Raw genomic sequence first — 18,364 nt, 5'->3', positions numbered from 1 at the left:
TTGTCTTTCATTCCACGATCAAGCCATCCAAACACAATCGCCGCCCGGCGCATTAGCGCGGGACGGCGATCAGGATCCTACCTTGCGGCAAGCCATGCGTAGGTCGGATTAGGCCCCTTGGGCCGTAATCCGACAACATTGTTGGCGTCTGATCCGACAACATTGTTGACGTCTGTGGTGTTGTCGGATTACGCGCGGCTTTGCCGCGCTAATCCGACCTACTCTCTGCCTTGGCTTCCGCCTTGGCAGCCTTGTCGGCGGCTTTATCCGCTTTTTCCGGCTTTTCAGCTGCCAGCGGCGGCAGTTCGCGCACGCCCAGCGAAGCGCGGACCTTGTTTTCGATTTCCCGGGCCAGCGCCGGACGCTCTTGCAGGAAGGCGCGGGCGTTGTCCTTGCCCTGACCGATGCGTTCGCCGTTGTAGCTGTACCACGAACCGGATTTTTCCACGATCTTGGCGTCCGAGCCCAGGTCCAGGATTTCGCCTTCGCGCGAGGTGCCGGCACCGTACAGGATGTCGAAGTGCGCTTCCTTGAACGGTGGCGCGATCTTGTTCTTGACGACCTTGACCTTGGTTTCATTGCCGATCACTTCGTCGCCGGACTTGATCGAGCCGGTACGGCGGATATCCAGGCGCACGGAGGCGTAGAATTTCAGCGCATTGCCGCCGGTGGTCGTTTCCGGGCTGCCGAACATCACGCCGATCTTCATGCGGATCTGGTTGATGAAGATGACCAGGGTATTCGTGCGGTTGATGGAACCGGTCAGCTTGCGCAGGGCTTGCGACATCAGGCGCGCTTGCAGGCCTGGCAGCGAGTCGCCCATGTCGCCTTCGATCTCGGCGCGTGGCGTCAGTGCGGCCACGGAGTCGATGACGACGAGGTCAACGCTGCCCGAACGCACGAGGGCGTCGCAGATTTCCAGCGCTTGCTCGCCCGTATCCGGTTGCGAGATCAGCAATTCGTGCAGATTCACGCCCAGCTTTTGCGCGTAACCGACGTCCAGCGCGTGCTCGGCATCGATAAAGGCGCAGGTGCCGCCCAGTTTTTGCATTTCGGCGATGGTTTGCAGGGTCAGGGTGGTTTTACCCGACGATTCCGGACCGTAGATCTCCACCACGCGGCCGCGCGGCAAGCCGCCCACACCCAGCGCGATATCGAGGCCGAGCGAACCGGTCGACACGACTTGCACTTCTTCGATCACCGCGCTGGCATCCATGCGCATGACCGAACCTTTGCCAAACTGCTTCTCGATCTGCGCCAGTGCAGCGGCGAGCGCCTTGGCTTTTTCCGATGCGGGTACTACAGCTTTTTTATCGTCCATATGTTCTTTCAGCCGTTCTACAGTTGCGAATCCATTTGAATCCGGCAGCCTGCGATAGCGCCAGTGGGTTAAATTCTTTACACAGACAGTACTGTATAAAAAAACAGTGATCAATGCAAGCGGAACGTGGATTTGTTTTGAAACAGATCAATACAAGCCTGGTTTTTCACAAAAACTATCCACCTTGCGGAAAATGAAACACAATACAAGCTTCTACCGCCGCAAGCATAGGAAGTGCATCATGCGTATTTTACTTGCCGAAGATGACAGCGTGCTGGCCGATGGCCTGACCCGTTCGCTGCGCCAGTCCGGTTATGCGATCGACTACGTCAGGACGGGCCAGGAGGCCGATACGGCCCTGTCCACCCAGGAATTCGACCTGCTGATCCTCGACCTGGGCCTGCCCAAGATGTCCGGCCTGGAAGTGCTGCGCCGCCTGCGCGCGCGCGCCTCGCTGCTGCCCGTGCTGATCCTGACGGCCGCCGATTCCATCGAACAACGCGTGAATGGCCTCGACCTCGGTGCCGATGATTATATGGCCAAGCCGTTCGCCCTGTCGGAACTGGAGGCAAGAGTGCGCGCCCTGACGCGCCGCGGCGCCGGCGGCGGCGCCACCATCATCAAGCACGGTCCCCTCAGCTACGACCAGGTGGGGCGCAGCGCCTACATCAACGACCAGATGCTCGACCTGTCGGCGCGCGAACTGGGCTTGCTGGAAATCCTGCTGGGCCGCACCGGCCGCCTCGTCTCGAAAGAGCAGCTGGTCGACCACCTGTGCGAATGGGGCGAAGAAGTGTCGAACAACGCCATCGAAGTGTATGTGCACCGCTTGCGCAAGAAGATCGAGGTGGGCGGCGTGCGCATCGCCACCGTGCGCGGCCTCGGCTATTGCCTGGAAAAATACTCGGAAGCGGCGCGCCTGAACGCCGAAGCGGGCGAGTCGGCAAGCCCGGCCAGCGGACCCGCCAGCAAGTGAAAGCGCGCGAAGCGCCAGCGGACGAGGCGGACGACGACGACTGGTTCGAGCCGCCCACCACGGAGCAGGACGACACCATCGAGCATTCGCTGTTTGGCGAAATCCTCGACTGGATGCTGGCGCCCTTGCTGCTGCTGTGGCCAATGAGCATCGCCATCACCTATCTGGTGGCCAAGGGCATCGCCAATCAGCCCTTCGACCATGCGCTGGAAGACAGCGTGACGGTGCTGACGCAGCAGGTCAAGCAGGCCGACGGCGCGCTGCTGCGCCGCGCGCCGGAAAAAAGCAGTAACAACAAGGGCCGCGACTTCCTGCGCGGCGACGATATCGACACCCTGTATTACCTCGTGATGGGTCCGCGCGGCGAGTACCTCGACGGCGACCGCGACTTGCCGCCGCCGCAAGACCCCGACAAATACCGCAGCGGCATGGTGCTGTTTCGCAACGACACCATCCACGGCACGCCCGTGCGCGTGGCGTTCAGCTATCTCGACATTCCTTCCAGCAACGACGATGAGCCGCACCGCGCGCTGGTGCAAGTGGCCGAGACGCTGGAAAAACGCGCCCAGTTGGCCAATGAAATCATCAAGGGCGTGATTTTGCCGCAATTCATCATCCTGCCCGTGATCCTGGCCCTGGTCTGGTTTGCCCTGGCGCGCGGCCTGTCGCCGCTGGCGCAATTGCAGGAGCGCATACGCGCCCGGCCGCCCGACGATCTCTCGCCCATCGAATCGGGCCAGGTGCCCGAGGAAATCACGCCGCTGGTCGGTTCGCTCAACGACATGCTGGCGCGGCTATCGCTGTCGATCGACATGCAGAAACGCTTCATCGCCGATGCCGCGCACCAGATGAAAACGCCGCTGGCCGGCATGCGCATGCAATCCGAGCTGGCCCTGCGCCAGACCGACCACGACGAAATCCACCGCTCGCTGCTGCAGCTGGCGAAAAGTTCGGAAGCGGCCACGCGCCTGGTCAACCAATTGCTGGCCCTGGCGCGCGCGGAAAACCAGCCACAGGCGGGTACGGCCTTCGAGCCGATCGAGCTGAGCGAACTGGCGCGCGGCGTGGTGCAGGACTGGGTGCAAGCCTCGTTTGCCCAGCATATCGACCTGGGCTTCGAACAGCCAGCGTATTCGATCATGATTTCTGGCAATGCCATGATGCTGCGCGAGCTGCTGAGCAATTTGATCGACAATGCCCTGCGCTACACGCCGCTTGGGGGCAGCGTCACGGTGCGCGTGCGCAGCACCCTGGAGCTGGCCATCCTGGAAGTGGAAGATACGGGGCCCGGCATACCGCAGGCCGAGCGGGCGCACGTGTTCGAACGCTTTTACCGCATTCTCGGCAGCAATGTCGACGGTAGCGGCCTGGGCCTGGCCATCGTGCGCGAAATTGCCCAGCAGCATGGCGCCGAAGTCGATATTTTTAACAATCCGCGCGCGCACTCGCCGAAGCTGCCGGGCACCCTGCTGCGCCTGAGCATCGCCCTGCTGTTGCCGGAAGCGCCAGAAGAGGATGAGATCACGTATGGATAAGCCGAGTCCCCCCGCTCCCCCGGCGCGCACGCCCAGCCCCGAGCTGCAGGCGCGCCGCGCTATCCACTGGCGCAAGACGCGGCGCCTGACGGCCATCCTGCTGCTGGTCTGGCTGCTGACGGGCTTTCTGACCGTGTTTTATGCGCGCGAGCTGTTGCACCTGAACCTGTTCGGCTGGCCGCTGCCCTTTTATATGGCGGCCCAGGGCGCCTCGCTGGTGTACCTGGCCATCATCGCCTTCTATGCCTGGCACATGCAGCGCCTCGACCGGGCTTTTCATGCCGAGGAGCACGCATGAGCGGCCAGCGCAGCTTCTTTGCGCGCCTGTGCCGCTACTATTTGCTGTTTACGGCCGGTTTCGCCGCCTTCCTGCTGGCCCTGTCGGTGCTGGAACAGGAAGGCATGCCGCGCGCATGGATCGGCTACCTGTTCATGCTCGTCACCATCACCCTGTACGCCACCATCGGTGTCATCAGCCGCACTTCGAACGTCACCGAATACTATGTGGCGGGGCGCAGGGTGCCGGCCATGTTCAACGGCATGGCGACGGCCGCCGACTGGATTTCGGCTGCCAGCTTCATCAGCCTGGCCGGCGGCCTGTACCTGAACGGCTTCGACGGCCTGGCCTTCATCATGGGCTGGACGGGCGGCTATTGCCTGGTGGCCCTCCTGATCGCCCCCTACCTGCGCAAGTTCAGCCAGTACACGATTCCCGATTTCCTCGCCGCCCGCTATGGCAGCGGCACCGACAAGCGCGGTGCCAGCGTGCGCGTAGTGGCCGTGGCCGCCACCATCATCGTGTCGTTTACGTATGTGGTGGCGCAGATCTACGCCGTCGGCCTGATCGCCTCGCGCTTCACGGGCGTGGATTTTTCCGTCGGCATCTTCCTGGGCCTGGCCAGCATTCTCGTCTGCTCCTTTCTGGGCGGCATGCGCGCCATCACCTGGACGCAGGTGGCGCAGTACATCATCATCCTCGTCGCCTTCCTGATTCCCGCCATGTGGCTGTCGGTCAAGCATGCGGACAATCCCGTGCCGCAGATCGCCTACGGCAAGGTGCTGCCGCAACTGAGCGCGCGCGAACACGTGCTGGAAACGGACCCGAAAGAAAACGAGGTGCGCGCCATCTTCCGCCAGCGCGCGCAAAGCTACCAGGCGCGCATCGACGGCTTGCCCGCTTCCTGGGAACAAGGCCGCCTGGCGGCCCAGCGCCAGCTCGACAGTTTGCGCCAGCGCAATGCCTCGCTGTTCGATATCCGCAATGCGGAACGCTACCTGATCGCCTATCCGAAAAGCCCGGACGAGGCACGCGTGCTGTGGCAGACGGCGCAGGCGCACAACCAGAAACGCGCCGAGCCGATCATTCCGCACGCGCAGCCGTTTCCCGCCGCCGACCGGGAGCAGTCCGACATCAAGCGCAATAATTTCCTGGCCCTCGTGTTTTGCATGATGCTGGGCACGGCCGCCCTGCCGCACATCCTCATGCGATCGTACACCACGCCGTCCGTGCACGAGACGCGCGTCTCCGTGTTCTGGACCCTGTTCTTCATCTTGTTGATCTACCTCACGATTCCTGCGCTGGCCGTGCTGGTCAAGTACGATATTTACTCGGCGCTGGTGGGCACGCCATACGCGAACCTGCCCACCTGGGTGTCGTACTGGGCCAATGTGGACAAGCTCAGTCCCCTGATCAGCATCATCGACGTCAACCGCGATGGCATCGTGCAACTGGCGGAAATTTCCATCGATGCCGACGTGCTGGTGCTGGCCACGCCCGAGATCGCCGGCTTGCCCTACGTGATTTCCGGCCTGGTGGCGGCCGGCGGCCTGGCTGCCGCCCTGTCGACGGCCGACGGCTTGCTGCTGGCCATCTCCAACGCCCTGTCGCACGACGTCTATTACAAGGTGGTCGATCCCAGCGCCTCGACGCAAAAACGCGTGACGATTTCAAAACTGCTGCTGCTGGCCGTGGCCTTCATCGCCGCCTATGCTGCCTCGCAAAAACCGGCGGACATCTTGTCGCTGGTGGGCGTGGCGTTTTCCCTGGCCGCCTCGACCCTGTTCCCGCCGCTGGTGCTGGGCGTGTTCTGGCAACGCGCCAACTACCAGGGCGCGCTGGCCGGCATGCTGACGGGCTTTGGCGTGTGCCTGTATTACATGCTGCACACGAGCGCCATGTTGGGCGGCAATGCCAGCGGTCAATGGTTTCATATCGCGCCCATTTCCGCCGGCATCTTCGGCGTGCCGGCCGGCCTGGCCGCCGCCATGCTGGTCAGCTGGCTGACGCCGGCGCCGGGACGCCGCAGCACGGGGCTTGTGGAACATATCCGGGCGCCGGAATGAAAACGCATCAAGGCCTGGGATGACGTGGAGAAAATCCAGGGCAGAAATATCGGAAAAGACAGCGCCCCGGCAAAAAAGGAGTAGGCTGGAGGGCCGTTCCATTTACGAGGAAATCCCATGCCGTCTGGAAAAATTCTTGTTGCCCAGGGAGGCGGCCCCACCGCCGTCATCAACCAGTCGCTGGTGGGCGTGGTGCTCGAATCGCGGCGCTTTCAGCATGTCACGCGCGTGTATGGCGCGCTGCATGGCGTACGCGGCATCGTCAATGAAGAATTCGTCGATCTGACGCAGGAAACCAGCCACAACCTGGAACTTGTGGCCGCCACGCCGTCCTCGGCCCTTGGCTCCACGCGCGACAAGCCGGACATCGCCTACTGCCAGCAAATCTTCGAAGTACTGCGCGCGCACGAGATCGAACACTTCTTTTACATTGGCGGCAATGACTCGTCCGACACGGTGCGCATCGTCAGCGAGGAAGCGCACAAGGCCGGCTATCCATTGCGCTGCATCCACATCCCGAAAACCATCGACAACGACCTGGTCGGCAGCGACCACACGCCAGGATTTCCGTCCGCCGCGCGTTTCGTCGCGCAAGCGTTCGCTGGCGCCAACCTCGACAACGCGGCCTTGCCTGGCGTGTACGTGGGCGTGGTGATGGGCCGCCACGCGGGCTTCTTGACGGCCGCCGCGGCGCTGGGCAAGAAGTTCCCCGACGATGGCCCGCACCTGATCTACCTGCCGGAAAGAGTCTTCGTGCTGGAGCAATTCCTGGCCGACGTGAAAGCCACGTATGAAAAATACGGCCGCTGCGTGGTCGCCGTCTCGGAAGGCATCCACGATGCATCGGGCGAACCGATCGCCAGCCTGCTCGCCAAGGAGGTGGAGCGCGATGCGCACGGCAATGTGCAATTGTCGGGCACGGGCGCGCTGGCCGACCTGCTGTGCGACGAGATCAAGGCCAAACTCGGCATCAAGCGCGTGCGCGGCGATACCTTCGGCTATCTGCAGCGCTCCTTCATCGGCTGCGTCTCCGACGTGGACCAGCGCGAAGCGCGCGAGGTGGGCGAGAAGGCGGTGCAGTTCGCCATGTGGGGCGAGCGCGACGGTTCCGTTGCCATCAAGCGCACGGGCTTCTATTCCGTCGACTACGAGTTGCTGCCATTGACGGAAGTGGCGGGCAAGACGCGCACCATGGAAGACGAATTCATCAGCGCCAGCGGCACCGACGTGACCGATGCTTTCCGGCTGTACCTGCGTCCGCTGCTCGGTTCCGGCATGCCCGATGCGTTCCGTCTTAGGGCCGCAAAAGTAGCGAAGGTCTTGAAACCTTAGCTGTTTTCCGCCAGCAAGAGCGGCCGCAGCTTGACGGCCGCCTCCTTGAGCTGGGGCACGTGCTGCAGCAACTGCTCCACGGACTTGCGCGCCACAGGCGCGTGGCAGGCCACGGCCGCCACGATGCGCCCGTCGGCCGCGCAGATGGGCACGGCCACGGCCACCATGCCGTGCACGAATTCCTCGTCATCGATGCCGATGCCCAGGCGGGCGATGCGCACGATCTCGCGTTCCAGCAGCACGGGATCCGTGATGCTTTTCGGCGTGCGCGCCTGCAGCGTGAGCATGGCCAGCAACTCGCGCCGCTCCAGCAGCGACATGTGCGCCAAGAACAGCTTGCCGCTGGCCGTGCAATGCATGGGCGCGCGCGTACCCAGCACCAGGTGCAGGCGCAGCGGTTCCTGCGTTTCCACGCGGTCCACATACACGATCGCATTGCCCTCGGGAATGGCCAAGTTGCACGTTTCGCCCGTGGCCGCCACCAGGCTGCCCAGGATGCTGCGGCTCACGCGGATCAGGGCATTGTTGCGCAAGGTCGCCAGCGCCAGGTTGGTGGACGCCGCACCGGGCACATAGCCGCGTCCCACGGGCGTGCGCAGCACATAACCGTGTTGCTCCAGCGTATCGAGCAGCCGCATCATGCTGGCCTTGGGCACCTGCATGCGCGCGGCCAGCTGCGACAGGGTCAAGGGCTGGCTGGCGCTGGCCAGGTGCTCGATCAGGCGCAGCACGCGCAAGCCCCGCGCCTCATCGCCATGGCTGGCCGCCGCGCTGGCAGCCACCGCGCCAACCGCCGAGCGGTCTTCTTCGGCCTCGGCCTGCCGTTTTTGAAACGCATCATGCATGTTCTGTTTCACCTCTCGCGTATGCGGATGTTTCCGCTTGTCCCGGTGCTGCACGTCTTTTATAAATGGAACCAGACGTTCCAAAACATCAAATAAAAGACCAGTGTATCGCAAAAATCGCCCGCAAAGGCAAGCGATACCGCAACGCAGGAGACAAGCACCATGTTGCAAACACACTACGATTACATCGTCGTCGGCGCCGGTTCCGCCGGCTGCGTGCTGGCCAACCGCCTGTCGCACGACCGCCGCAACCAGGTATTGCTGCTGGAAGCGGGCGGCAAGGACAACAATCCCTGGATACACGTGCCAGTCGGCTATTTCAAGACCATGCACGACCCGAAGCTGGACTGGTGCTACCGCACGGAAGCGGACGCCGGCATCGCCGGTCGCCAATTGCAATGGCCGCGCGGCAAGGTGCTGGGCGGCTCCAGTTCGCTCAACGGCTTGCTGTACGTGCGCGGCCAGAAGGAAGATTACGACCGCTGGGCCGAGCTGGGCAATGCAGGCTGGAGCTATGCCGAGGTGCTGCCCTACTTTAAAAAATCGGAAGACCAGGAACGCGGCGCCAGCGATTACCACGGCGTGGGCGGTCCCTTGAAGGTGTCGGACCTGCGCCTGCGCCGTCCCATCGCGGAACACTTTATTGCGGGCGCCACGGAAAGCGGCATCCCTTTCAATGCCGATTACAACGGCGCCACGCAGGAAGGCGTCGGCTACTTCCAGCAGACGGCCAGCAAGGGCCTGCGCTGCAGCACGGCGAAAGCCTTCCTTCGGCCCGCCCGCAAGCGCGCCAACCTGCGCGTGGAAGTGCGCGCGCAGATCACGCGCGTGCTGTTCGAAGGAAAGCGCGCCGTCGGCATCGAGTTCCGGCAGGATGGCCAGCTGCGCCAGGCGCGCGCCAGCGGCGAAGTGATACTCTGCGCGGGCACCATCGGCTCGCCGCAGATCCTGCAATGCTCGGGCGTGGGACCGCGCGCCCTGCTCGAGGAAGTGGGCGTGCCGCTGGTGCACGACTTGCCCGGCGTGGGACAGAACCTGCAAGACCATTTGCAAATCCGCCTCGTCTTCAAGACGCGGCTGAAAACCCTGAACGATGAAGTCAACAGCCTGTGGGGCAAGCTGTGGGTGGGCATGCAATATGTGTTTTCCCGCTCGGGACCACTCACCCTGGCGGCCAGCCAGGTGACGGTGTTTACCAGGTCTACACCCGAAGTGGAGCGGCCCGACATCCAGTTCCACATGCAGCCGCTGAGCGCCGACAAGCCGGGCGAAGGCGCGCATCCGTTTTCCGCGTTTACCTCGTCCGTGTGCCAGCTGCGCCCACACAGCCGCGGCCACGTGTCGATCAAGTCCGCCGATCCCCTCGCCTATCCGGGCATCTACCCGAACTACCTGTCCGACCCGCGCGACCAGCGCACGGCGATTGCCGCCCTGCGCGTGGCCCGAAAAATCGCCGCCGCCCCGTCGCTGGCGCCGCACATCATTTCCGAGTTCGTGCCCGGCCCGCAGTTCCAGACGGATGCGCAGCTGCTGGACGCGGCGCGGCGCTTCAGCCAGTCGATCTACCACCCGAGCGGCACCTGCAAGATGGGTCACGACGCCATGGCCGTCGTCGACGAGCGCCTGCGCGTGCACGGCATGCGGAACCTGCGCGTGGTCGACGCATCGATCATGCCGGAAATCGTCTCGGGCAACACGAATGCGCCCACCATCATGATCGCCGAAAAAGCGGCGGACATGATCCTGGCGGACGCCGTGCGGCTGCCGCAGGCTGCCTGACCCACCCATTCCAATCCCTGCAAGGAGGATGCCAGCGGCGGGCAGACGGCCCCGCTCCCAATGACCCGGCGACAAGCCAGGCATCAAAAAAACACATAATCGATATCGATTGGAGACTAGATATGGACAACAATCCCAGCAATCCGAAAAAAGCCAAAGAGCTGCGGAAAGTCGTGATGGCCAGCGTGATCGGCGCCACCATCGAGTGGTACGACTTCTTTTTATACGGCGTCGTCGCCGGCATCGTGTTCAGCAAGCTGTATTTCCCGGGCGGCGATCCGCTCGTCTCGACCATGCTGGCCTATGGCACCTTCGCCGTGGGCTTTTTGTCGCGCCCCATTGGCGGCGTGATCTTCGGCCACTTCGGCGACAAGATCGGCCGCAAGAGCATGCTGGTGATGACACTGATGATCATGGGTATCTCCACCTTCCTGATCGGCGTGCTGCCGACCTACGACCACATCGGCTACTGGGCACCGGGCCTGCTGCTGTTCCTGCGCGTGCTGCAGGGGATCGGCCTTGGGGGCGAATGGGGCGGCGCCGTGCTGATGGCGTATGAATATGCGCCCCCAAAAGAGCGCGGCTTCTATGCCAGCCTGCCGCAGATCGGCCTGGCCATCGGCCTGTGCCTCGCTTCCGGCGTGGTGGCGATCCTGTCCTACAGCCTGACGGACGCGCAATTCCTGTCCTGGGGCTGGCGCGTGGCCTTCATCTTATCTGCGGCCCTGGTCGTCATCGGCATGTGGATACGCCTGAACGTGATGGAAACGCCAGAATTCCAGGCCGTCAAGGAGAAGAATGCGGAGACGCAGATTCCGTTTTTCGACCTGCTGAAACGCTATCCCGGCAACGTCTTGAAGGGCATGGGCGCGCGCTATATCGACGGCGTCTTCTTCAATATCTTCGGCGTGTTTTCCATCACCTATCTGACCAACACCATCAAGATAGACCGCACGGAAGCGCTGATGGGCGTGATGGCGTCGGCCGTCGTGATGTGCTTCTGCATCCCGTTCTTCGGCCGCCTGTCGGACCGCATCGGACGCAGCAAGGTATTTTTCTGGGGTTCGCTGATCACGGGCTTGTCATCGATTCCCGCCTTCTGGATCATGCTGCATCACGCCGACAATCCGCTGCTGCTGTGGTGTTCCGTGATCATCCCGCTGGGCGTGCTGTATTCGGCCGTGTACGGCCCGGAAGCGGCCCTGTTCTGCGACCTGTTCGACGCCAAGGTGCGCTACACGGGCATCTCCTTCGTGTACCAGTTCTCCGGCATCTTCGCCAGCGGCCTGACGCCCATCATCGCCACCTACCTGCTCAAGACGGGCAATGGCGAGCCATGGCACATCGTCGGCTACATCCTGTTCGCCTCCCTCGTGTCGGCCGTCAGCGTGGCCATGATCGGCAGGGGCGGCTCGCAGCCGGATGGCCGCATGAAGACGGCGCACGCAAGGTAAGACATCTGGACGCAAAAAAAGGCAGGCCTCTCGCGAGTGCCTGCCTTTTCTATGCGTGCTAAGACTTAGATCACGATGGTCTGATGCTCGTCGCCGTTACGCGCGCGGATGGTGCCGATGCGCGACACGGTTTCGCCGGCCGCTTGCAACTGGGCGATGGCGGCATCCGCGTTTTCCTGCGAGACGATGACGGTCATGCCGATGCCGCAGTTGAAGACGCGGTGCATTTCGGCGTCAGCCACGCCGCCATGCTGTTGCAGCCACGTGAACAGCGGCGGCATGGTCCAGGCCTTCGAGTCCAGCTCGGCCACCAGGCCAGGCTGCAGCACGCGCGGAATGTTTTCCACCAGGCCGCCACCGGTGATGTGCACCATGCCTTTGACTTCCATGGCATCCATCAGCGCCAGCAATGGCTTGACGTAGATGCGCGTCGGCTGCATCAGCACGTCGGCGAGTTTACGGCCATGGAAGTCGCCTTCCAGGTCCGGTTTCGCCACTTCGATGATCTTGCGCACCAGCGAGTAACCGTTCGAGTGCACGCCCGACGAGGCCAGGCCCAGCACCACGTCGCCCGGGGCGATCTTGGTGCCATCGATGATTTTCGATTTTTCCACGGCGCCGACGGCAAAACCTGCCAGGTCGTATTCGCCGGCCGGGTACATGCTCGGCATTTCCGCCGTTTCGCCGCCGATCAGCGCGCAGCCAGCCTGTTCGCAACCCTGGGCGATGCCCTTGATGACGTCGGTGGCGATGGCTACGTCGAGCTTGCCACATGCGAAGTAGTCGAGGAAGAACAGCGGTTCGGCGCCTTGCACCAGGATGTCGTTGACGCTCATGGCGACCAGGTCGATGCCAACCGTGTCGTGGCGGTTCAGTTCGAACGCCAGGCGCAATTTGGTGCCCACGCCGTCGGTGCCCGAGACCAGCACTGGTTCCTTGTATTTCTTGCTGATTTCAAACATGGCGCCAAAACCGCCCAGGCCGCCCATCACGCCTTCGCGCAGGGTGCGCTTGGCAAACGGCTTGATTGCTTCGACTAAAGCGTCGCCTGCGTCGATATCGACGCCAGCGTCACGGTAGGAAAGGGAAACATTAGAAGTCTGGTTCATGGTGTGGTGGCAGCGGAGGCGGTAAAATAGAAGGCGGATACCCGCCGGCACGCGCGCGCAAGCATGTTTTTCAACATCGTGCGGCAGGACGCCAGCGGGTGAATTCGGTCGATCAAGTCGCTATTTTATCAAACTGCCCCGCCATTTCGTAATTAACTGCCTTTTTTTAACGCAACAGCACAAACTCCATGCCATTCGCCATCACCGCCGAACAGAAGCAAACAGCATTTTGGATCGCGGTCTGGCTGGCATTTTTGCTGCTGCTCGTCAGTCTCGGCCCCATCCTGACGCCCTTCCTGGCCGCCGCCATCCTCGCCTACGTGCTCAATCCCGGCGTCGACCGCCTGCAGCGCCTCCATTACAAGCGCTTTTACGTGCCCCGTCCACTGGCCGTGCTGATCGTCGTAGTGTTGTTTTTCCTCGCCATTACGGCGCTGGTATTGATCGTCGTGCCCGTGTTGCAAAAGGAAATTCCCTTGCTGCAGGCGCAAATTCCGCAATTCCTGAACAAGGCGAACGACTTCCTGGCGCCAAAACTGCGCGACCTGGGCATCCGCGTGCGCCTCGACGGCACGGGCATCAAGCGCATGCTGAGCCAGCAGATGGCCACCAGCGGCGATGAAATCTGGAGCACCGTGCTGGCCTCGGCGCGCATCGGCGGCACGGCCGTGCTGGGCTGGCTGGCCACCGTCGTGCTCATTCCCGTGGTGCTGTTCTACCTGTTGCTGGACTGGCATCCGATGCTGGCGCGCATCGCCGGCGCCGTGCCGCGCCGCTGGGTCGGCCGCACGGTGGGCATGGCCCAGGAAGTCGACACCCTGCTGGCGCAATACCTGCGCGGCCAACTCCTCGTCATGCTGGTGCTGGCCACGTATTACTCGGTGGCGCTGGCCATCGCCGGTTTTGAAGTGGCATTGCCTGTGGGCATCATCACGGGCTTGCTGGTGTTCATCCCCTACCTGGGCTTCGGCCTCGGGCTGATGCTGGCGCTGATCGCCGCCCTGCTGCAGTTTGCCGACTGGAGCGGCGTCATCGCCGTGGCCGTCATCTACGGCTGCGGCCAGGTCATCGAAGGCTTTTTCCTTACGCCGCGCCTGGTGGGCGAGCGCATCGGCCTGAACCCGCTGGCCGTGATCTTCGCCTTGTTGGCCTTCGGACAACTATTCGGTTTCGTCGGCGTTTTGCTCGCTTTACCCGCTTCTGCCGTCCTGATGGTCGCTTTTAAGCATCTAAGACGCCACTACCTGTCCAGCACCTTCTATAATGCGTAACAAGGTGACTGACATAAGCGACTGCGCGTCGCACTTTGCGGCCGGCGATGCTCACCGTACTACAGTACGGTTGCGCTTCTCGGCCACAAATTGCTGCCGCTCGCTACGCTTCTGTCAGGCACCCGATATGATTACAATATGAAACTAACAACAGCGACGACGACGCATACGCAGTAATGAAAAACAGGACAAGGCGTACGCCATGAAACAACTGGTGCTCGATTTAGGCACAGACCAGGCGCACAGCCTCGATACCTTCGAGGTGGGACAGAATGCCGAAGTGGCGCAGCTGATGCGCCAGTTCGCCGCGCGCACTTCGCGCGAACATTTTGCCTACCTGTGGGGCGAACTGGCCGCCGGCAAGAGCCACCTGCTCAAGGCCCTGGCCAGCACCGAGCGCGCGCGCTACATTTCGCCGTTCTCGATCGAGTCCGAATTCGTGTATTCGCCTGACGTCGACCTGTACCTGCTCGACGACTGCGAAAAGCTGTCGCCGCTGGCGCAGATCGATGCCTTTGCCCTGTTCAATGAAATCCGCGCCAACAAGGCCTATATGGTGTGCAGCGGCGCCGTGCCGCCCGCCGTGCTGCCCGTGCGCGAAGACTTGCGCACGCGCATGGGCTGGGGCCTGATCTATCAGATCCACGGCTTGACCGACGATGAAAAAATCGCCGCCCTGACCCAGGCGGCCACCACCCGCGGCTTGACCTTGTCGCCGGGCGTGTTACCCTATCTGCTGTCCCATTTCCGGCGCGACATGCGTTCGCTGTCGACGATGCTGGACTCTCTCGACCTCTACTCCCTTGAAACCCAACGCCCGATCACCTTGCCATTGTTGCGCGAGTTGCTGCAGGCGGAAGCGAAAGAATGATGAATCTGGCCCTGTTTGACCTCGACCACACCCTGCTGCCCATCGACTCGGATCACGAGTGGGGCGAATTCCTGGTACGCATCGGTGCCGTGGACGCCGCCGAATTCACCCGCCGCAACGACGAATTTTTCGCGCAATACCAGGCCGGCACGCTCGATCCGGTGGAATACCTGGAATTTTCCCTCGGCACCCTGGCGCAATTTCCGCGCGAACGCCTGGAAGCGCTGCACCGGCAATTCATGGCCGAAGTGGTCATGCCGGCCATCCGCCCCGAAGTCGTGGCCTTGCTCAAGCAGCACCAGGATGCGGGCGATTTGCTGGCCATCGTCACGGCCACCAACCATTTCATCACCAAGCCCATCGCCGATGCGCTGGGCGTCGAGCATCTGCTGGCCGCCATGCCCGAGTATGACGACGAAGGCAATGTCACAGGCAAGCTGGTAGGCACGCCGACCCTGGGTGCGGGCAAGCTGACCCACACCCACGCCTGGCTGGAAAAGCTGGGCAAGGAACTGGGCCAGTTCGAGCGCAGCTACTTTTACAGCGATTCGCACAACGACATTCCGCTGATGTCGGTCGTTACCCACCCTGTGGCGACCAATCCCAATGCTGCTTTGAGCGCACATGCATCCCTCCACGGCTGGCCATCACTCCACTTATTCAATGATTAAAAAATTCATCCGCAAGATCCTCGGCGTTAAAAAAGAGGCAGCGCGCGACACCACGGCACCCATCGTGCTCGGTCCTGCGCAACACGGAATCGACCCCAAACTGGTGTCGTCGAATGCCATCCGCGTCACCAGCAGCCTGCAGGAAGCGGGCTTCGAGGCCTTTGTCGTCGGCGGCGCCGTGCGCGACCTGCTGCTGGGCGTCAAACCGAAAGACTTCGACATCGCCACCAACGCCACGCCGGAACAGGTCAAGAGATTGTTCCGCCGCGCCTTCATCATCGGCAAGCGCTTCCAGATCGTGCACGTGATGTTCGGCCAGGATTTGCTGGAAGTGACGACCTTCCGCGGCGCCGGCGCCGACTCCGCGCCCAAGGATGAACATGGCCGCGTCCTGCGCGACAACACCTTCGGCTTGCAACACGAAGATGCGCTGCGCCGTGACTTCACCATCAACGCCATGTACTACAACCCGGCCACGCAGGAAGTGCTCGATTACCACGGCGGCGTGGAAGACATCCGCGCCAAGACCCTGCGCATGATCGGCAAGCCCGAAGAGCGCTACCGCGAAGACCCCGTGCGCATGCTGCGCGTGGTGCGCTTCGCCGCCAAGCTGAAATTCACCATCGAGCCGCACACGGCAGCGCCTATCCCCATCATGGCGCCGCTGATCAACAATGTGCCCGCGCCGCGCGTGTTCGACGAAATGCTGAAACTGCTGATGAGCGGTCACGCGCTGGCCTGCCTGCAGCAGCTGCGCAAGGAAGGCTTGCATCACGGCCTGCTGCCGCTGCTCGACGTGGTGCTGGAGCAGCCGCTGGGGGCGAAATTCGTCACCCTGGCGCTGGACGCCACGGATCAGCGCATCGCCGCCGGCAAGACCGTCTCGCCAGGCTTTTTGTTCGCCTCGCTGCTGTGGCACCAGGTGCTGGAAAAATGGACGGCCTACCGCGCCGCCGGCGAGTCGACCATCCCCGCGCTGCACCTGGCGGCCGACGACGTGCTGGACTCGCAAACGGAAAAACTGGCCTTGCAGCGCAAGATCGGCTCGGACATGCGCGACATCTGGTCGATGCAGCCGCGCTTCGAGCGCCGCGTCGGCAAGGCGCCGTACAAATTGCTCGAGCACCTGCGCTTCCGCGCCGGCTACGACTTCCTGCTGCTGCGCTGCGCCTCGGGCGAGATCGACATGGACATCGGCGAATGGTGGACGGCGTTCTATGAAGGCGACGAAGAAACGCGCGAAGCGCTGCTCGTCAGCGCCAATGCCGCGCCGGGCGCCGTCAAGAAGAAACGCCCGCCGCGCCGCAGCACGCGCAGCAAGACGGGCACGGGCGGCTCGGCCACCGGCGGCGGCAGCGACGTATGATGGACGCACTTGCGCTGGTCACCGCCTACATCGGCATCGGCGCCAACCTGGGCGACGCGCGCGCCAACGTGCAGGACGCGATCGCGCGCCTGGCGCGCCTGCCTGGCGCCACCTTGCTGGACGCTTCGGCCAGCTACCGCACGGCGCCCATCGATTCGAGCGGTGACGACTACATCAACGCCGTGGCGCGCATCACGACCAGCCTGCCGGCAGAAGAACTGCTGCTGGCGCTGCACGCCATCGAGGCGGCGCACGGGCGCGAGCGGCCTTACCGCAACGCCCCGCGCACGCTGGACCTGGACTTGCTGCTGTACGGCGATGCACGGATCGCCAGCGCCACCCTGACCGTGCCCCATCCGCGCATCACCGAGCGCGCCTTCGTGCTGGTGCCCCTCTTGGCCCTGGCGCCCGCCATCGTCGTGCCTGGCCTGGGGCCGGCGCAAGCCTTCCTGGCAAGCGTCGCCGGGCAGGCCATCAGCCAGCTCTGACCCGTTTCACGCCCATCCTCTACAATGCCGCTCCTGCAGCACGCCGCATAAAGTACTACACTAGCGGCGTCGCAATCGCATCACCCCCTTTCACTCTAGAGAATACCTATGTCCGCTTATTTGCAAGGAACAGATCTGGCCGCAAAAGACAAGGCCGCCGCGCCGGCGCCGGCGCCATCCAAGCCTGTCGCCAACAAGGCCGTGACCATCCACACCCTGGCCACGCTGCGCGCCGCCGGCGAAAAGATCACCATGCTGACCTGCTATGACGCCAGTTTCGCGTCCCTGATGGACCGCTGCGGCGTGGAAATCCTGCTGATCGGCGATTCGCTCGGCATGGTCTGCAATGGCCACAACTCCACCCTGCCCGTCACGGTGGCCGAACTGGCCTACCACACGGCGTCCGTGGCGCGCGGCAGCAAGTCGGCCATGATCATGTCCGACCTGCCGTTCGGCGCGTACGGCACGCCTGAAACAGCCTATGCCAACGCCGTCATCCTGATGCAGGCGGGCGCGCACATGGTCAAGATCGAAGGCGGCGCCTGGCTGGCCGAGACCGTCCGTTTCCTCACCGAGCGCGGCATCCCCATCTGCGCCCACATCGGCCTGACGCCGCAATCGGTGCACCAGCTGGGCGGCTACAAGGTGCAGGGCAAGAGCACGGAAAGCGCGGCGCAGCTGAAGAGCGACGCGCTGGCGCTGCAAAACGCGGGCGCCGCCATCGTTCTGATGGAAGCGATGCCGACGCAGCTGGGCAAGGAAGTGACCGACATGCTGACGATCCCCACCATCGGCATCGGCGCCGGCCCCGACTGTTCGGGCCAGGTGCTCGTCATGCACGACATGCTCGGCGTCTTCCCAGGCCGCAAGGCGCGCTTCGTGCGCAACTTCATGGAAGGCGCGTCCAGCATCGACGACGCCGTCACCGGCTATGTCAAAGCCGTCAAGGATGGCAGCTTCCCGGCGCTGGAACACTGCTTCTGATGGTTTGATTGGAGTTCAC

General features: G+C 63.1%; 16 protein-coding genes. 13 read left to right on the top strand and 3 right to left on the bottom strand.

Annotated features, from left to right (window positions below):
• Positions 1-208: 208 nt before the first annotated feature.
• On the bottom strand, positions 209-1,321 hold the full coding sequence (recA, locus tag AC54AF_RS03995; RefSeq protein WP_496635485.1) for a recombinase RecA: 1,113 nt from the start codon (positions 1,319-1,321) through the stop codon (positions 209-211).
• A 241-nt stretch (positions 1,322-1,562) separates the two neighbouring features.
• Here recA and AC54AF_RS03990 point away from each other — a divergent pair, with 241 nt between their 5' ends.
• The 5 genes from AC54AF_RS03990 to AC54AF_RS03970 all read left to right on the top strand — a co-directional run bounded on the left by AC54AF_RS03990 (position 1,563) and on the right by AC54AF_RS03970 (position 7,507).
• Positions 1,563-2,297, top strand: coding sequence for a response regulator (locus tag AC54AF_RS03990; protein WP_131685691.1), 735 nt, complete (start codon positions 1,563-1,565; stop codon positions 2,295-2,297).
• A complete protein-coding gene (locus AC54AF_RS03985; RefSeq protein WP_496635484.1) occupies positions 2,294-3,832 on the top strand; it encodes a sensor histidine kinase in 1,539 nt (512 codons plus the stop codon). Before AC54AF_RS03990 ends, AC54AF_RS03985 begins: the two co-directional genes overlap by 4 nt.
• Entirely contained in the window at positions 3,825-4,130 is a 306-nt protein-coding gene (locus AC54AF_RS03980) for a DUF4212 domain-containing protein (RefSeq protein WP_496635483.1), read from the top strand. Before AC54AF_RS03985 ends, AC54AF_RS03980 begins: the two co-directional genes overlap by 8 nt.
• The gene (locus tag AC54AF_RS03975; RefSeq protein WP_496635482.1) at positions 4,127-6,175 is read left to right on the top strand and encodes a sodium:solute symporter family protein; all 2,049 of its coding nucleotides are present in this window, start codon (positions 4,127-4,129) and stop codon (positions 6,173-6,175) included. Before AC54AF_RS03980 ends, AC54AF_RS03975 begins: the two co-directional genes overlap by 4 nt.
• 117 nt (positions 6,176-6,292) lie before the next feature.
• The gene (locus AC54AF_RS03970) at positions 6,293-7,507 is read left to right on the top strand and encodes a 6-phosphofructokinase (protein WP_496635481.1); all 1,215 of its coding nucleotides are present in this window, start codon (positions 6,293-6,295) and stop codon (positions 7,505-7,507) included.
• On the opposite strand, the gene AC54AF_RS03965 is transcribed toward AC54AF_RS03970, so the two are convergent.
• The gene (locus tag AC54AF_RS03965) at positions 7,504-8,352 is read right to left on the bottom strand and encodes an IclR family transcriptional regulator domain-containing protein (protein WP_131685695.1); all 849 of its coding nucleotides are present in this window, start codon (positions 8,350-8,352) and stop codon (positions 7,504-7,506) included. The genes AC54AF_RS03970 and AC54AF_RS03965 overlap by 4 nt on opposite strands.
• A 162-nt stretch (positions 8,353-8,514) precedes the next feature.
• Here AC54AF_RS03965 and AC54AF_RS03960 point away from each other — a divergent pair, with 162 nt between their 5' ends.
• Entirely contained in the window at positions 8,515-10,131 is a 1,617-nt protein-coding gene (locus AC54AF_RS03960; RefSeq protein ID WP_496635480.1) for a GMC family oxidoreductase, read from the top strand.
• A gap of 122 nt (positions 10,132-10,253) precedes the next feature.
• Positions 10,254-11,585 carry an MFS transporter gene (locus AC54AF_RS03955; protein WP_496635479.1) on the top strand — a complete coding sequence of 444 codons (1,332 nt, stop codon included), beginning with the start codon at positions 10,254-10,256 and terminating at the stop codon, positions 11,583-11,585.
• A gap of 65 nt (positions 11,586-11,650) precedes the next feature.
• Here the strand turns inward: AC54AF_RS03955 and purM are convergent, their stop codons facing one another.
• Positions 11,651-12,694, bottom strand: coding sequence for a phosphoribosylformylglycinamidine cyclo-ligase (gene purM / locus AC54AF_RS03950; protein ID WP_034746051.1), 1,044 nt, complete (start codon positions 12,692-12,694; stop codon positions 11,651-11,653).
• A 188-nt stretch (positions 12,695-12,882) separates the two neighbouring features.
• Here purM and AC54AF_RS03945 point away from each other — a divergent pair, with 188 nt between their 5' ends.
• The 6 genes from AC54AF_RS03945 (at position 12,883) to panB (ending at position 18,345) form a co-directional block, all read left to right on the top strand.
• The gene (locus AC54AF_RS03945; RefSeq protein ID WP_496635478.1) at positions 12,883-13,965 is read left to right on the top strand and encodes an AI-2E family transporter; all 1,083 of its coding nucleotides are present in this window, start codon (positions 12,883-12,885) and stop codon (positions 13,963-13,965) included.
• A 202-nt stretch (positions 13,966-14,167) separates the two neighbouring features.
• Entirely contained in the window at positions 14,168-14,836 is a 669-nt protein-coding gene (hda, locus tag AC54AF_RS03940) for a DnaA regulatory inactivator Hda (RefSeq protein WP_034788687.1), read from the top strand.
• Positions 14,836-15,507 carry a histidinol-phosphatase gene (locus AC54AF_RS03935; protein ID WP_131685805.1) on the top strand — a complete coding sequence of 224 codons (672 nt, stop codon included), beginning with the start codon at positions 14,836-14,838 and terminating at the stop codon, positions 15,505-15,507. Before hda ends, AC54AF_RS03935 begins: the two co-directional genes overlap by 1 nt.
• Complete coding sequence (gene pcnB / locus AC54AF_RS03930) at positions 15,500-16,873, top strand: polynucleotide adenylyltransferase PcnB (RefSeq protein WP_496635477.1); 1,374 nt, start codon at positions 15,500-15,502, stop codon at positions 16,871-16,873. The genes AC54AF_RS03935 and pcnB overlap by 8 nt, the downstream gene beginning before the upstream one ends.
• The gene (folK, locus tag AC54AF_RS03925; protein WP_131685806.1) at positions 16,873-17,361 is read left to right on the top strand and encodes a 2-amino-4-hydroxy-6-hydroxymethyldihydropteridine diphosphokinase; all 489 of its coding nucleotides are present in this window, start codon (positions 16,873-16,875) and stop codon (positions 17,359-17,361) included. The genes pcnB and folK overlap by 1 nt, the downstream gene beginning before the upstream one ends.
• 108 nt (positions 17,362-17,469) lie before the next feature.
• A complete protein-coding gene (gene panB / locus AC54AF_RS03920) occupies positions 17,470-18,345 on the top strand; it encodes a 3-methyl-2-oxobutanoate hydroxymethyltransferase (RefSeq protein WP_496635476.1) in 876 nt (291 codons plus the stop codon).
• Positions 18,346-18,364 lie beyond the last annotated feature (19 nt).

This window comes from Janthinobacterium sp. JF4 (assembly GCF_059617925.1).
Note: the sequence above shows the minus strand (reverse complement) of the source record. Positions and strands in the feature narration are given on the sequence as shown.